This window comes from Streptomyces sp. NPDC029122, assembly GCF_055569445.1.
Genome location: NZ_JBVHWK010000002.1, coordinates 50,472 through 66,129 on the forward strand (window position 1 = coordinate 50,472; position 15,658 = coordinate 66,129).

The following is a 15,658-nucleotide window of genomic DNA, read 5'->3' on the forward strand; positions in this document are numbered from 1 at the left end:
CGACGGGCGTGGGCGCCATGGAAGCGGCAAGGCCGTTTACACGTCAATGGTGTTGACGTAAGGTCCCGGCCATGTCCGAACGTGTCATCCCCGAAGGCGGACGCCGGCGCCGCAGGCCCACCAAGCAGGGCGCCGTCCTCTCGGAGGGGCTCATCGTCGAGACGGCGCTGCGGCTGGTGGCCCAGCACGGCGCCGAAGCGCTCTCCGTACGGAGACTGGGCGCCGCGCTCGGCGCCGATCCGAGCGCGCTCTACCGCTACTTCCGCAACACCGACGCCCTCCTCCTCGCCCTCGCGGACGAACTGATCGGCAGGGCCCAGGAGGGCTGGCGGGCAAGCGGGGACTGGCGGGAGGACCTGCGGTCGATGGGCCTGCGGATCCACGCCTGCTACCTCTCGCACCCGCAGGCCGCCGTCCTCGGCGCGTACCGCACCACGGGACGCCCCCATGAGACCCGGGCCGTCGAGCGCATCCTCGGCATCCTCCGCTCGGCGGGCTTCCCGGACCCCCTCGCCGTCCGCGCCTACCACGCGTTCGTCGACCAGGCCCTGGCGTTCGCCGCCCAGGACGCCGCCGCGCTCGCACTGCCGAAGGCGGCCCGGGAGGCGGACGCGGCGGTCTGGAACTCGGTCTACGGCAGGCTGTCGGCCCACACCCACCCGCACATCGCCGAGGTCTTCCCGCTGCTCGCCGCCGACATGAGGGACAGCGGCTACCCCTTCGCCCTGGAACTGATGCTCGGCGCACTGGCGGCGCTCCGCCCCGCGGCGGCCGGGGCCTGAGACGGGTCCGTCCCGCCCGCGTGCCCGTCAGGACGGGGAGCCAGCAGCGCGGCGCATGACGCACCGCGTGCCGGTGGGCTCTCGTACCGCTGCCGAGTCCACCGGCACGCCCGCTACGCCCCGCCGGGAGGGCGCAGCTCGCCCGTCCGGGCCACGCGGGAGTACCAGTGCGCGCTCGATTTGGGTGTGCGCTCCAGGGTGTCGTAGTCGACGTGGATGGCGCCGAACCGCTTGGCGTAGCCGTAGGACCACTCGAAGTTGTCGAGCAGCGACCAGAGGAAGTAGCCGCGCACGTCCGCCCCGTCCTTGATCGCCCGGTGCACCGCGTCGAGGTGGGCGTGGACGTAGGCGGCGCGCTCCGGGTCGTGGACCGTGCCGTCGGGGCCGACCTCGTCCTCGTACGCCGCCCCGTTCTCGCTGATCACGAGCGGCAGCCCGGGGTACCGGGCGGCGGTCCGGGTCAGCAGGTCGTAGAGGGCGCCGGCGTCGACCGGCCAGTCCATCGCCGTGCGCTCGCCAGGCGCCCGGTGGAAGGCCACGCCCTCCGCTCCGGGCCACGGCGAGTGCGCGCTGTCGCCGTGCCCGTCGTCCTGCGGCACCGGTCCGCCCCGCGCCGCGTGGGAGACGACCGTCGGGGTGTAGTAGTTCACGGCGAGCAGGTCCAGGCGCTGGTGCACGGCGGCGGTGTCGCCGTCCCGGACGAAGGACCAGTCGGTCAGGTGCGCGGTGTCCGCGAGGAGGTCCTCGGGGTACGCGCCCTCCAGCATCGGTCCGAGCCAGATCCGGTTGCCGACGGCGTCGATGCGCCGGGCCGCCTCCCGGTCCTCGGACGAGGAGGTCAGGGGGCGCACCTCGTGGAGGTTGAGGGAGACCGCGACCTGAGCGTCCCCGGGCAGCGCCGCGCGCAGGGCCTGGACGGCGAGGCCGTGACCGAGGTTGAGGTGATGGGCGGCGCGCAGGGCGGCGACCGGGTCCGTACGGCCGGGTGCGTGGACGCCGGAGGCGTAGCCGAGGAACGCGCTGCACCAGGGCTCGTTGAGGGTGATCCAGTGTTTCACCCGGTCTCCGAGGGCGTCGGCCACCAGGCCCGTGTACGCGGCGAACCGCTCCGCGGTCGCGCGCTCGGGCCAGCCGCCCGCGTCCTCGAGGTGCTGGGGGAGGTCCCAGTGGTAGAGGGTCAGGGCGGGTGTGATGCCGGCGGCGAGCAGTTCGTCGACGAGCCGGCGGTAGAAGTCCAGGCCCTTCTGGACGGCGGGGCCCCGGCCCGTGGGCTGAACGCGTGACCAGGAGACGGAGAACCGGTAGGCACCCAGGCCGAGTTCCGACATGAGACGGACGTCCTCGGGGAACCGGTGGTAGTGGTCCACGGCCACGTCACCGGTGTGGCCTTCGAAGACCTTGCCGGGGGTGTGGGAGAAGGTGTCCCAGATGGACGGGGTCCGGCCGTCCTCTCGGGCGGCGCCCTCGATCTGGTACGCGGCGGTGGCCGTGCCCCAGAGGAAGTCGGGCGGGAAGGTGCGGGTGGCCGTGAGCGGCCGGGTCTCGGACGCGGTCATAGGAGAGCGCTCCCAACGCGGGCTTGGACGAAGTGGTGCCGGATGACGTGGGTGCCGGATGAACTGGGGCCGCAAGAAGCCGGGTCGGCGTCCTCGGTGGACGTCCTCAGTTCTTGACGGCGCCGGCGGTGATGCCGCCCACGATGTGCTTGCCGAGGACGGCGAAGACCAGCAGCAGCGGCAGGGTGGAGATGAGCGCCCCGGTCAGTACGACGGCCTGGTCGACGGTGTGGTTTCCCGCTCCGAGGCCGGCCAGGGCGACCTGGAGGGTGGGGTTCCCGTCGGGGGTCAGTGCGATGAACGGCCAGAAGAAGTCGTTCCACGCCTGCACGAAGACGAGCATGCCCAGGACCGCCATCGCGGGCCGGGCCACCGGGAACACCACGTGCCAGATGATGCGCAGGCTGTGCGCGCCGTCCATCCGTGCCGCCTCCACCAGTTCCACGGGCAAGGCCTCGACGAGGTACTGGCGCATGAAGAACACGCCGAAGGCGGCGACCAAGGAGGGCAGGACGACCGACTGGAGCTGGTCGACCCAGCCGAGGTCGGTGATGATCTGGTAGAGCGGGATCACACTGAGCTGCGGCGGGATCGTCATGGTGGCCACCACGAGCGCCAGCAGCGCGCCCTTGCCCCTGAAGGGCAGTTTGGCGAAGGCGAAGCCGGCCAGGGTGGAGAACAGGACGGTGGACAGGGCCACGAGCCCGGCCACGACCGTCGTGTTGACCAGTGCCTCGCCCATGTCGACCTGGTTCCAGGCGAAGGAGAGGTTGTCGAACAGCCGGGGGCCCGGCAGGAGCGGGGCCGGAGCCTCCACCACGCGTTCGCCGGTGTGGGAGGCGGCGACCAGGTTCCAGTACAGGGGGAAGAGGGAGACCAGGGCGGCGAGGCCGAGCAGGACGTAGGTCAGCGGTCCGGCGTGGTGCTGGCGGCCGGCCGACGGGCGGAGGCGCCTGGCGCGCGGCGTGCCGGCGGGGGTCGTGCCGGCGGGGGTCGTGTCGAGTGTGCGGCTCATGGGTTCAGCTCCCCGCCTTCGTGTGCGTGCGGCCGGGGCGGGGGCGGGTACGGCGGTTGCGGTTCGAGCGGGCGACCAGAGCCTGGAGGCCGCCGATGAGCAGGAGGAGCAGGAGCATGACCCAGGCGATGGCGGAGGCCTGGCCCAGCGCGCCGGTCGTCCAGCCCTTCTCGTACATGAGCAGGCTCAGCGTCTGGAACTGGTTGCCGCTGCCGCCGCTGATGCCGACACTGCCGCCGAAGAGCATCGGCTCGCCGAAGAGCTGGGTGGCCCCGATGGTCGAGACGACGACCGTGAACAGGATCGTCGGCCGGATCGAGGGGATGGTCACGCTGAGGAACTGGCGCCAGCGCGAAGCCCCGTCCAACGCGGCGGCCTCGTAGAGGTCCTGGGGTACGGCCTGCATCGCGGCCAGGTAGATGAGGGCGTTGTAGCCGGTCCAGCGCCACGTCACGATGACCGAGATCGCGATCTGGGCGGGCCACTTGGAGGATTCCCAGGCGACCGGATCGAAGCCGGCCCAGCCCAGCACCGTGTTGATCAGCCCGTAGTCGGTGTTGAACAGCTGCGCGAAGACGAGCGTCGCCGCCGCGATCGAGGTGGCGTACGGGGCGAGCACCGCCACGCGGAAGAAACCGCGGTCACGGAGCCGGTAGTTGAGCAGGTGGGCGAGGCCGAGGGCCATCAGCAGCTGGGGAACGGTGGAGATCACGCCGATGGTGAAGGTGTTGGCGAGGGCGTTCCAGAAGAACTCGCTGCCCGCCAGGGAGGTGTAGTTCTCCAGCCCCTTCCACCGCGCGCTGCCGCCGAGTTCCACCCGGTGGAGCGAGAGCCAGCCCGTGTAGATCAGGGGGAAGAGTCCGAAGGCCGCGAAGGTGAGGAAGAAGGGGGCGAGGAAGACGTAGGGGACCGCCTTCAGGTCCAGGCGGTAGAGCGTGCTGCGCAGTCCGCCCCGGCCGGAGGGCCGCTGCTTGCGGGAGCCGGTGCTGGGGGCCGGGGGCTGCGCGGCGGGCGGCGGGGAGCCGCCACTGGTCGCCCGTACGGAGGTGGCCACGGGGGCGTCCTTCCAGGTCGATGCGTGCGGTGGCGCGGTGGCGCGGACGGCGGCGGCCCACCGCCACCCGCGGGGAGGCGGTGGGAGGCGGGCGGGGGCGGGCCGCCGCGGGCCCCGCTACTTGTCGATCTTGTCCGCGACCAGCTTCCTGACGTTCTCCCAGGCCTTCGCCGGGTCGGTGCCGCGCTGCTCGATGTCGAGGATGCCGTTGTCGGTGAGGAAGGTCTTCACCTGTCCGTCCCAGCGGCTGATCGGGGCGGGCGTGATGCCGGCCGCGGCATCCGAGTAGATCTTGCCGACCGGGGTGTCGCCGAAGTACGCCAGCTTCGCGCCCTGCACCACCGGGGAGCCGAGGGTGTCCTTGGAGGAGGGGATGTTGCCGTTCACGCCGAAGACCTTGGCGTGCTGGGCCGGAGCGGTGAGCCAGGCGGCGAGTTCGGCCGCCTCCTTGGCGTGCTTGCCCGACTTCGGGACGGCGAGGAAGGAGCCGCCCCAGTTCCCGGCCACGGGCGGTGCGGCGATGTCCCACTTCCCCTGGTTCTCCGCGCCCGCCTGGTCCTTGATCATGCCGGTCATCCAGCTCGGGCAGGCCACGGTGGCGAACTTCGCGTTCTTGAAGGCCGCGTTCCACGTGCCCTTCTCGTCGAACTGGCGCAGCTTCGCGGTCATTTCGCCCTTGGCCGCCGCCACGGCGGTGTCCCAGGCCTTCCTCACGCCCGGACTGTTCTCGTAGTCAAGCTCGCCCTTGGCGTTGGCGTACTGCACCGGCTCGCTGGCGATCACGGCGTTGAACAGGCCGCTCGCGGAGTCGTGGAAGGAAGTCCCCTCGGGGGCGTTCTTCTTGTACGCCTCGCCGGTCTGGATGAACTTCGCCCAGTCGCCCGCCCAGAGCTTGGCCACTTCCGTGCGGTCGGTCGGCAGGCCGGCCTTGGCGAAGAGGTCCTTGTTGTAGCAGATGGCCATCGGGCCGATGTCCGTGCCGAGGCCGATCACCTTGCCGTCGCCCGTCGTGGCCTGCTTGACCTTCCAGTCGAGGAACGCGCTGAGGTCCGCGCCGCCCGTCTTGCCGAGGTCGGTCCACTTGTCGGCCATGGCGGGTCCGGTCGCCTCCGCGATGTAGCCGACCTCCAGGGCCTGGATGTCCGCGAGACCGCTGTTGCGGGAGAGGCGCAGCTTGAGGGTGTCCCAGTACTTCTGGCCGTCCGCGACGTTCGACTCTTCTATCTTGATGTTCGGGTGGGCCTTCATGTACTCGGCGTAGAGCTTGGCTCCGGTCGCGTCGTCGTAGCCGAAGGAACCGAAGGTCCCGATCCGCAGCGTGATCTGCTCGCCGCCGGCCGCGCCGTCGCCCTTGCCCTGGTCGCCGTCACCGCCGCAGCCGGTGAGCAGGGCCGTACCGGTCGCCACGACGGCGACCGCGGCGACCGCGTTGATCACGGTGCGGCGTCCGCGTACGCGTCCGTGCCTGCTGCTGGAAGTGCGCATTCCACTCTCCTCGTCCAAGGTGCTGCCGGTTGTGCGCCATGGGGTCCGGCGGGCTGTTCGCGGCTCGGCCAGGGCCCGCCCGGACCTGATGTGAAAGCCGTTGCCGCACCCGTGGATGGGAGCGCTCCCACGTCGTTGCCGGAAGGTTGCTGCCTGGCGGGTCCAAGTGTCAAGAGAGGAACGCGAATTCATTACACAGGGGGCCTCGGGCCCGGGCGGCTTCCTTCGCGAGCGCGCGGCCGGTGTCAGGTGCTGAACGCGAGCGTGGTGGCGGCAGAGGATTGCCGGTACGGTGGGAGCGCTCCCACCCGCTCGTCGGCGTAACGTGTCCCACGGCTACGGGGGCGGGTGCGCCGTCCTGCCGACCTGATCGGCGGGCCGGGCCCGCGCCCGGTGCGGAGTGCGATGGAACACGAGGGGAGTCCACGAGCGTGAGCGGACGGCAGAGCGGCGCCAGGCCCACTCTGGAAGAGGTCGCGGCCCTGGCCGGTGTCGGCCGGGGCACGGTCTCCCGGGTCATCAACGGATCGCCGCGGGTGAGCGAGCGGGCCAGGGACGCCGTGGCCCGGGCTGTCGCGGAGCTGGGGTACGTACCCAATCAGGCGGCCAGGGCGCTGGCCGGCAGCCGCACCGACGCGGTGGCCCTGGTCATTCCGGAGACCGAGGCCCGGCTGTTCTCGGAGCCGTACTTCCTCGACCTGATCCGCGGGGTCAGCGCCGAGCTGGCCGAGGCCGACAAGCAGCTGCTGCTCACCCTCGTCCGGACCGAGGCCGAGCGGCAGCGGTTCGAGCACTACCTGGCGGCCCAGCGGGTCGACGGCGTCCTGCTGGCGTCGGTCCACGGCAACGACCCGCTGCCCGACCGGATCGCCAGGCTGGGCCTGCCGGTCGTCATGAACGGGCGGCGTTCGGAGGCCGAGCCGGTGGCCTACGTGGACTCCGACAACATCGGTGCGGGACGCGCGGCCGTCGCCCACCTCGCGGGGCGCGGCCGGTCCAGGATCGCGACCATCAGCGGGCCGCTGGACATGTACGTGGCCCGCGCCCGCCTGGGCGGCTACCGTGCGGGCCTCGCCGAGGCCGCGATCCAGCCCGACGAGTCGCTCGAGGCGACCGCGGACTTCACCGAGGAGGGCGGCCGGCTGGCGATGCGCGAGCTCCTGGAGCGCGCCCCCGGTCTGGACGCCGTCTTCGCCGCCTCCGACGTGATGGCGGCCGGCGCGCGCGGCGCGCTGCGCGAGGCCGGCCGGCGGGTCCCGGAGGACGTCGCCCTCGTCGGGGTCGACGACTCCACGGTGGCCCGTCTGATGGACCCGCCCCTGACCAGCGTGCGCCAGCCCATCGAGGAGATGGGCCGCACGATGACCCGGCTCCTGCTCCAGAAGATCGCGGAGGACCCCGTAGCCGGCGCCGGCCCGTGGCGGGGCGGTGGCGAGGAGCCGCGCCGGGTGCTCCCGACGGAACTGGTCGTGCGGGACTCCTCCTGAGCCGTTCCGCCGGCGGTGGCCCGCCGTCCGCCCCGCACGGAGCGCGCCGAGGCCCGGAGCCCCGCGGAAGGGAGCGCTTCCGCAAGGCTCCGGGCTCGTCACCCGCCCTGGGTCACAGCGCCGGGTGGGCGTTCTTCATGAGCTCCTGGAACTGGGCGGAGAACCACTGGCCGGCGAGCGGGGCGTCCGGGAGGGCTCCCGACATGCTGTTGCCGTTGCGTACGTTGCCCGTGTAGGTGGGGTCGCACATCCGGTCGAACCCCTTGCCCTCGTTGTTCGGGATCTCCTTGCTCGCCCCGTCGGACTCGCCCGGGGGCTTGATCCACACGTAGGCGTCGATGCCGGCGGCCGGGGCCGCCTTCGGTCGTTCGCCCAGTCCCGCGCCGGACTGGTTGCACCAGTTGCCGAGGTGGATGCGCCGGTCGTAGCGGCCGCCGTTGACGTAGGTGTCCACGCTCGTCAGCGCGCCGGGTCCGGTCGGGCGGGCGGTGCCGCCCCAGCCGTTGCGGGAGGTGTCGATGAGCATGCCGATGTTGGCGTCGAAGCCCAGGGAGACCAGCTTGGTCCGCATGCCCTGGGCGTAGGACAGTTCGTCGGTGTAGCGGTTCCAGTCGACCCACTTCGACTGGCGCACGGAGGTGCCGTTGACGGAGTCGTCGATCTTGAAGTGGTCCTCCTTCAGGGCGCTGTAGTTGGCGGTGTTGACGACGAAGCCGTGCACCTTGGCGAGCGTGGAACCCTCGGCGGTCGCGGCCTGTTTGAACATCTCGGCGGAGGCGCCGAGGTTGTCGTCCCAGCCGAGCCAGCCGTGGTGGCCGGCGTCGACGTAGTTGTAGACGTTGGCGATCGAGCCGAGCTTGTTCAGGGCGTAGCCGACGCCCTTGATGTAATTGCCGTTGGCCTTCATCACGTCGCAGTTCGGGGTCGCGGTGGGGCGGCCGGAGACGTTGGTGACCAGGTTCGGCAGTGAGTCGATCTCGACGGTGGTGACGATCCGCAGCCCCGCGTACTTGGGTTCGGCGAGGATGGCGGCGATCGGGTCGATGTACTGCGTCTTGTACTTGTCGATCTCGGTGGGGCCCAGTTCGCCGTTGGAGGCGAGCGCGGAGCAGTCCCGTCCGGGCAGGTTGTAGATCACCAGCTGGACGACGAGTTCGCCGCTGCCCTTCTGTGCCAGGGCCGCGTCGAGGTGGTCGCGCAGTCCCATCTTGCCGCTCGTGCCCGTGACGAGGGCGATGCGGTCCAGCCATACGGCGGTGGGCTGGTTGGACACCCTGCTGCCGCCCGGTTCGGCGGCGGCGTTGGCGGACCACTCGGGGTTCACGTACATCTTGGCGCCGGCGTAGGGGTTGTCGGCCCTGCCGCCGGTGGGCGGAGGCGTGGTCGGCGGTGTGGTGGGCGGGGTCGTGGGGGGTGTGGTCGGGGGCTGGGTCGGGTCGGTGGCGCCGTTGCAGGTGACGCCGTTGAGCTTGAAGGTCGCGGGGACGGCGTTCGTGCCGGTGTGCGAACCGTTGAACCCGAAGGAGGTCGAACCGCCCGTGGCCAGCGCTCCGTTGTAGGACATGCTCTTCGCGGTCACCGCGGCCCCGGACTGGGTGAGGGTGGCGTTCCAGCCCTGGGTGACCTGCTGGCCGTTCGCGTAGGACCACTCCAGGGTCCAGGAGGCGACGGGGTCACCGGTGTTGGTGACGATCACGTTGGCGCCGAAGCCGGTGCCCCACTGGTTCGAGATCTGGTACTCGACCTTGCAGCCGGCGGTGACTGCGCCGGCGCTGGTACCGAACGCCGTGGCGGTGGCGCCGGCGGCCGTGACGAGACTGAGGGCCGCCAGTAAGGCGGTGCGGGGGATGGTGCGGCTCATGTCGTGGGGTGCCTTCCAGTTCAGGACGCGCCGGAGGTAGCGCGCCCGGTGCCGAATGGGGGAGTGCCGTCGTGCGGAGGGGTGCCGTCGTGCGGAAGGGGTGCCGTCGTGCGGAGCGGGTGCGGTCGTCGGAACCGGGCCGTGGCGCGGCCGATGAACGCGTGTCCGCAGGGGGGTGTGCTCGCCGCTCTCGCCCCCGACCGGGGGCCCGGTCCGCGACCGGGGCGAGGGCGGGGACAGGGTGAGCCACTGGCTCGGGTCGTTGTGGGCGATCCCGGGGACCGGCGGGAAACCGCGGGCCCCGGTCGCACGCACGGCCTCCACCAGGTCCCGCGTGCCTGCGGCCTCGTGGCCGATGGCGGCGGGTACCGCTGTCGCGCGAGGTCGGCGCCGCTCCGCCGAGCGGTGCCGACAGGCGCGGGAGGTGCCGATGAGCGGGTCCTCGCAGCGCGGTGCGCCTCGACGGCGCGCCGACCGATGGAACCGCTCCCACTGGTTGGGGCCAGACCGTAGCGTCAAGGGCTGCCAAGCAAAAGAGGGGGCGGGTAAATTCCTCGCGGATTCCTTTCGACTCTTCACGCGTCTTGACGCCGCCCGAACGCGTCTGCACAGTGGGAGCGCTCCCATTGGTTCAAAGCTTGTGCGTGGCCGTTCCTCCATCCCGTCTCCCCGAGCCGCGAGGAGAACCATCCGCATGTCGTCACACCCCCCACCCCGATTCCACGGACGGCGCAGACTGTTGACCGCGTCCGCCACGGCCGTGGCCCTCTCCCTCCCCCTCGGCTTCACGGCCGTCGGCGCCCCCACCGCCGCGGCCGCGGCGGTGCGGTGCAGCGTCGACTACAGGACCAACGACTGGGGCTCGGGCTTCACCGCCGAGCTCACCCTCACCAACCGCTCGACGACCGCTCTCGACGGCTGGAACCTCACCTACGACCACTCCGGCGACCAGCGGCTGACCAACGGCTGGAACGGCGTGTGGACGCAGTCCGGCAAGAGCGTCCGCGTCGTGGCCCCGGAGTGGAGCAGGACCGTCGCCGCCGGCGCGGCCGTCACCACCGGCGCCCAGTTCAGCTACACCGGGACCAACACCGCCCCCACGTCCTTCGCCGTCAACGGCACCCCGTGCACCGGAGCCCACCAGCCCCCGGTCGCCGTCCTGACCAGCCCCACCGCGGGCGCCGTCTACACGGCGGGCACTCCCGTCCCGCTGGCCGCCACCGCCGCCGCGGCCGACGGCGCCACCGTGAACAAGGTCGAGTTCTACAGCGACACCACGCTCCTGGGCACGGACACCACGGCACCCTTCACCCTGGATGCCACCGGCCTCGCGGCCGGTTCCCACTCCCTCTACGCGAAGGCGCACGACAGCCTCGGGGCCTCCGCCGAGTCGGCCCCCGTCGGCATCACCGTCGCCGCCGGTCCCGCGCTCGTCGCCAGCCCCGCGCAGCTGTCCGTGCGCCGCGGGGAGACGGGCACCTTCGACGTGAAGCTCTCCAAGCAGCCCGCCACGAACGTCACGGTGGGCGTGGCCCGCACCTCGGGCAACACCGACCTCGCCGCGGCACCCGCCACGCTCACGTACACCCCGGCGAACTGGAACACCGCCCAGAAGGTGACGGTCACCGCCGGGACCACCGGCAGCGGCTCCGCCGTTTTCACCGTGACCGCCCCCGGCCACGCGAAGGCCGAGGTGACGGTCACCGAGCTGGCCGCCGACTCCACGTACGACGCCCGCTTCCTCGACCTCTACGGGAAGATCACCAACGCGGCCAACGGCTACTTCTCGCCCGAGGGCATCCCGTACCACTCCGTGGAGACGCTGATCGTGGAAGCACCGGACCACGGCCACCAGACGACCTCGGAGGCCTACAGCTATCTGATCTGGCTGCAGGCGATGTACGGGAAGATCACCGGGGACTGGGCCAGGTTCAACGGCGCGTGGGAGACCATGGAGAAGTTCATGATCCCCACCCGTGCCGACCAGCCGACCACCGGCTCCTACAACGCCTCCAAACCCGCCACCTACGCACCCGAGCACGACCTCCCCTCCCAGTACCCGGCCAGGCTCGACGGAGGAGTCGCCGCCGGCGCGGACCCGATCGCCGGTGAGCTGAAGAGCGCGTACGGCACGGACGACATCTACGGCATGCACTGGCTCCAGGACGTCGACAACGTCTACGGCTACGGCAACGAGCCCGGGAAGTGCTCCGCCGGACCGACCGCGACCGGACCCTCGTACATCAACACCTTCCAGCGCGGACCCGAGGAATCGGTCTGGGAGACCGTGCCGCACCCGACCTGCGACAACTTCACCTACGGCGGCAGGAACGGCTACCTCGACCTCTTCACCGGGGACGCCTCCTACGCCAAGCAGTGGAAGTTCACCAACGCCCCCGACGCCGACGCGCGTGCCATCCAGGCCGCCTACTGGGCCGACCTCTGGGCCAAGGAGCAGGGCAAGGGGACCCAGATCGCCGCGACCGTCTCCAAGGCGGCGAAGATGGGTGACTACCTGCGGTACTCCATGTTCGACAAGTACTTCAAGAAGGCCGGGAACTGCGTCGGCCCCACCGCCTGCCCCGCCGGAACCGGCAAGGACAGCGCGCACTACCTGATGTCCTGGTACTACGCCTGGGGCGGCGCCACCGACACCGCGGCCGGCTGGTCCTGGCGGATCGGCTCCAGCCACGCCCACAGCGGGTACCAGAACCCCCTCGCCGCCTACGCGCTCAGCGAGTACGCCCCGCTGAAGCCCAAGTCGCCGTCCGGCGCCACGGACTGGGCGACCAGCCTCGACCGGCAGCTGGAGTTCTACCGCTGGCTCCAGTCCGACGAGGGCGCCATCGCGGGCGGCGCCACCAACAGCTGGCAGGGGCGCTACGCACAGCCCCCGGCCGGGACCCCCACCTTCCACGGCCTCTTCTACGACGAGAAGCCGGTCTACCAGGACCCGCCGTCCAACCAGTGGTTCGGCTTCCAGGCCTGGTCCATGGAGCGGGTCGCCGAGCTCTACGAGCGGACGGGCGACGCGGGCGCCAAGGCCCTGCTCGACAAGTGGGTGGGCTGGGCCCTGTCGAAGACCACGATCAACCCCGACGGCACCTACCGGATCCCCTCCACCCTCAAGTGGTCCGGCGCCCCCGACACCTGGAACCCGGCGGCTCCCGGCGCCAACGCGGGCCTGCACGTCACCGTCGCCGACTACACCGACGACGTGGGCGTGGCCGCCGCGTACGCCAAGACCTTGACCTACTACGCCGCGAAGTCCGGGAACGCCGAGGCCAAGCGGGTCGCCAAGGCCCTGCTCGACGGCATGTGGGCCCACCACCGGGACCCGCTGGGCCTCTCCGTCCAGGAGACCCGGACCGACTACAAGCGCTTCAACGACCCGGTGTACGTGCCCAGCACGTGGACCGGAAAGATGCCGAACGGCGACACGGTGAACTCCTCGTCCACCTTCGCCTCGATCCGCGGCTTCTACAAGAACGACCCGGCCTGGCCGAAGGTCGAGGCCTACCTCGCGGGCGGCGCCGCGCCCGTCTTCACCTACCACCGGTTCTGGGCCCAGGCCGACATCGCCCTGGCCATGGGCTCGTACGCGGAGCTGCTCGAATAACAGAGCGCCCCGCCCGGAGACCGCTCCGCGTACGACGAGGCCGGGCAGGCCCTCAGGGCCTGCCCGGCCCCTACGCGTCCGCCCGTCCCACGCCCTCCCGGGAACCCGGGCGGCGTCGCCGCCCGAGCGGCCCACCCGTCCCCGGCTCCGGTTCCCCCGACCACACGCGAAAACCCGTCGCTTGACGGCTCCCACAGCTCCCCCGACGAGGAAGGACCCACCGTGTCTCCTGTCACCTCCGCCCGCCGCGTGCCACGTCGCGCGGCCGCCGTGCTCGCCGGCTTCGCGCTGGCGGTCGGCGGCCTGTCCGCGACCGCCCTGACCGTTCCGGTCGCGGCCGCCGCCACCGCGGCCGCCGCCGACTCGCCCGTCAGGGTCAACCAGCTCGGCTACCTGCCCGACGGCCCCAAGCGGGCCACCGTGGTCGGCTCCGCGACGGCCCCGCTCGCCTGGCAACTGCGCGACGCCTCCGGTGCGGTGGCCGCCTCGGGCTCCACCACGGTGCACGGCGCCGACCGGGCTTCCGGCCAGTCCACGCACCTGGTGGACTTCGGCGCGTACACCGGCACCGGCACCGCCTTCACCCTGGTCGTCGACGGCCGGACCAGCCACCCCTTCGACATCGCCGCGTCCCTGTACGACGGGCTGCGCGCCGACAGCATGTCGTTCTTCTACCAGCAGCGCAGCGGCATCGCGATCGACGCCGCCCTGGCGGGCGGCAGCGCGTACGCCCGCCCCGCCGGGCACCTGGGCGTCGCCCCGAACAAGGGTGACACCCGCGTCCCCTGCCAACCCGGGGTGTGCGACTACCAGCTGGACGTGCGCGGCGGCTGGTACGACGCGGGCGACCAGGGCAAGTACGTGGTCAACGGCGGCATCTCGGTCTGGGAGATGGTCAACTCCTACGAGCGCGCCCGCCGTTCGGGCGGCGAAGCGGCACTCGGCGATGCGACGCTGCGGGTGCCGGAGCGCGGCAACGGGACGCCGGACGTGCTGGACGAGGCCCGTTGGGAGCTGGAGTTCCTGCTGCGGATGCAGGTCCCGGCCGGGAAGCCGATGGCCGGGATGGCCTTCCACAAGATGCACGACGCCCAGTGGACCGCCCTGCCGACCCGGCCGGAGCTGGACGCCGAGCAGCGTGAGCTGCACAGGCCGTCGACCGCCGCGACGCTGAACCTGGCCGCCTCGGCCGCGCAGTGCGCCCGCGTGTACGCGCCGTACGACGCCGCGTTCTCCTCGCGCTGCCTGGACGCGGCCCGCCGCGCCTGGACGGCCGCCAGGGCGGATCCGAACGTGCTGGCCCCGGCGAGCGACAACACCGGCGGCGGTGCGTACGAGGACGCCGACGTCTCCGACGAGTTCTACTGGGCGGCGGCGGAACTCCTGGCCACCACCGGCGAGTCCCCGTACCGGGACGCCGTCACCTCCTCCCCGCACCACACCAAGCCCGTCGACCCGTTCTGGTGGGGCGGCACCGCGACGCTCGGCCGCATCACCCTCGCCACCGTCCCCGGCGTGCCCCTGCCCGCCGCCGACGTGACCCGGCTGCGCGGCCTGCTGACCGCGGCCGCCGACGGCCACCTGTCCACCATGGCCGGACAGGGCTACGCGGTGCCGCTGCCCGCCACCGGGTACGGGTGGGGCTCCAACAGTTCCGTCACCAACAACGCGATGGTGCTGGCCGTCGCGTACGAGATCACCGGGCAGCAGCGCTACCGGGCCGGAGCGCTGGAATCCCTGGACTACCTGCTCGGCCGCAACGCGCTCGGCCTCTCCTACGTCACCGGCTACGGCGACCGCTACTCCGAGAACCAGCACCACCGGTTCTGGGCGCACCAGAACGACGCCTCGCTGCCGCACCCGCCGGCCGGCTCCTTCGCCGGAGGGCCCAACGCCGGGCTGGAGGACCCGGTGGCCAAGGAGAAGCTGGCGGGCTGCGCCCCGGCGGCGTGCTACGTGGACGACATCGGCTCGTACTCCACCAACGAGGTGGCCATCAACTGGAACGCCTCACTGGCCTGGCTGGCGGCCTTCGCGGCCGAGCGGCGCGGTGCCCCGGCGGCGCCCGTGGTCCAGGTGACCCCGGCAGCCGTGACGGTCCCGGAGGGCGGCTCGGCGCCGGTGCGCGTGCGGCTCTCGGCCGCGCCCGCGCAGAACGTGACGGTGACGGTGGCCCGGAACTCCGGCGACGAGGACCTGTCGGCAGCCGCGACCCTGGTGTTCACCCCCGCCGACTGGGCCACCGCGCAGCAGGTTCCGGTCCTCGCCGCGCAGGACGCCGACACCTCGCCGGGCAGCGCGACGTTCACGGCCGGTGGTCCTGGCGTGCGGTCGGCGGCGTTCACGGCGACGGAGGCGGACGACGACGCGTCGGCGGCCTCCTGCACGGTGGCGTACCGGACCGACAACGCCTGGGGCGACGGTTTCACCGCGACGGTGACCGTGAGGAACACCGGAACCACGGCGATCTCCGGCTGGACCCTCGGCTGGAGCTTCGCGGGTGACCAGCGGATCAGCAACGGCTGGAACGCCACGGTGACCCAGTCGGGCAGCACGGTCACCGCCCGGGACGCCGGGTGGAACGGCACGCTGGAGCCCGGCGGCAGCGCGGGCTTCGGCTTCCAGGCGACGTATTCGGGCACCAACGCCATCCCGGCGCGCTTCACGCTGAACGGTGCACTCTGCTCCTGACCGCTCACCACGCCCTGCCGGGCCGGGGGGGGGGGGGAGGGGGGGGGGGGGGGGGGGGGGGGTGGGGGGGGGTGGGGGGGGGGGGGGGGAGGGGGGGGGGGGGGGGGG

General features: G+C 72.1%; 9 protein-coding genes. 4 read left to right on the forward strand and 5 right to left on the reverse strand.

Annotation, left to right across the window (positions count from 1 at the left end):
• The first annotated feature begins 71 nt into the window (after positions 1-71).
• The gene (locus ACZ4WZ_RS02685; RefSeq protein ID WP_467884313.1) at positions 72-782 is read left to right on the forward strand and encodes a TetR/AcrR family transcriptional regulator; all 711 of its coding nucleotides are present in this window, start codon (positions 72-74) and stop codon (positions 780-782) included.
• 113 nt (positions 783-895) lie between these two features.
• On the opposite strand, the gene ACZ4WZ_RS02690 is transcribed toward ACZ4WZ_RS02685, so the two are convergent.
• The 4 genes from ACZ4WZ_RS02690 to ACZ4WZ_RS02705 form a co-directional block, all read right to left on the reverse strand.
• Positions 896-2,338, reverse strand: a complete 1,443-nt coding sequence (locus ACZ4WZ_RS02690; RefSeq protein WP_467884315.1) for a GH1 family beta-glucosidase — start codon at positions 2,336-2,338, stop codon at positions 896-898.
• 106 nt (positions 2,339-2,444) lie between these two features.
• Positions 2,445-3,353 carry a carbohydrate ABC transporter permease gene (locus ACZ4WZ_RS02695; protein WP_467884316.1) on the reverse strand — a complete coding sequence of 303 codons (909 nt, stop codon included), beginning with the start codon at positions 3,351-3,353 and terminating at the stop codon, positions 2,445-2,447.
• Between the two features lie 4 nt (positions 3,354-3,357).
• Positions 3,358-4,407, reverse strand: a complete 1,050-nt coding sequence (locus tag ACZ4WZ_RS02700; protein ID WP_467884317.1) for a carbohydrate ABC transporter permease — start codon at positions 4,405-4,407, stop codon at positions 3,358-3,360.
• Positions 4,408-4,524: 117 nt separating this feature from the next.
• Positions 4,525-5,892, reverse strand: a complete 1,368-nt coding sequence (locus ACZ4WZ_RS02705; RefSeq protein ID WP_467884319.1) for an ABC transporter substrate-binding protein — start codon at positions 5,890-5,892, stop codon at positions 4,525-4,527.
• A gap of 431 nt (positions 5,893-6,323) precedes the next feature.
• Between ACZ4WZ_RS02705 and ACZ4WZ_RS02710 the strand changes: the two genes are divergently transcribed.
• Positions 6,324-7,379: a LacI family DNA-binding transcriptional regulator gene (locus ACZ4WZ_RS02710; protein WP_467884320.1), complete on the forward strand. Its 1,056-nt coding sequence runs from the start codon at positions 6,324-6,326 to the stop codon at positions 7,377-7,379.
• Between the two features lie 112 nt (positions 7,380-7,491).
• Here ACZ4WZ_RS02710 and ACZ4WZ_RS02715 read toward each other — a convergent pair whose 3' ends face one another.
• Entirely contained in the window at positions 7,492-9,240 is a 1,749-nt protein-coding gene (locus tag ACZ4WZ_RS02715) for a glycoside hydrolase family 6 protein (protein ID WP_467884322.1), read from the reverse strand.
• A 694-nt stretch (positions 9,241-9,934) separates the two neighbouring features.
• On the opposite strand from ACZ4WZ_RS02715, the gene ACZ4WZ_RS02720 reads away from it, so the two are divergent.
• Together ACZ4WZ_RS02720 and ACZ4WZ_RS02725 are read left to right on the forward strand one after the other, a co-directional pair.
• The gene (locus ACZ4WZ_RS02720; protein ID WP_467884324.1) at positions 9,935-12,859 is read left to right on the forward strand and encodes a glycoside hydrolase family 48 protein; all 2,925 of its coding nucleotides are present in this window, start codon (positions 9,935-9,937) and stop codon (positions 12,857-12,859) included.
• Between the two features lie 222 nt (positions 12,860-13,081).
• Complete coding sequence (locus ACZ4WZ_RS02725) at positions 13,082-15,550, forward strand: glycoside hydrolase family 9 protein (protein ID WP_467884325.1); 2,469 nt, start codon at positions 13,082-13,084, stop codon at positions 15,548-15,550.
• Positions 15,551-15,658 lie beyond the last annotated feature (108 nt).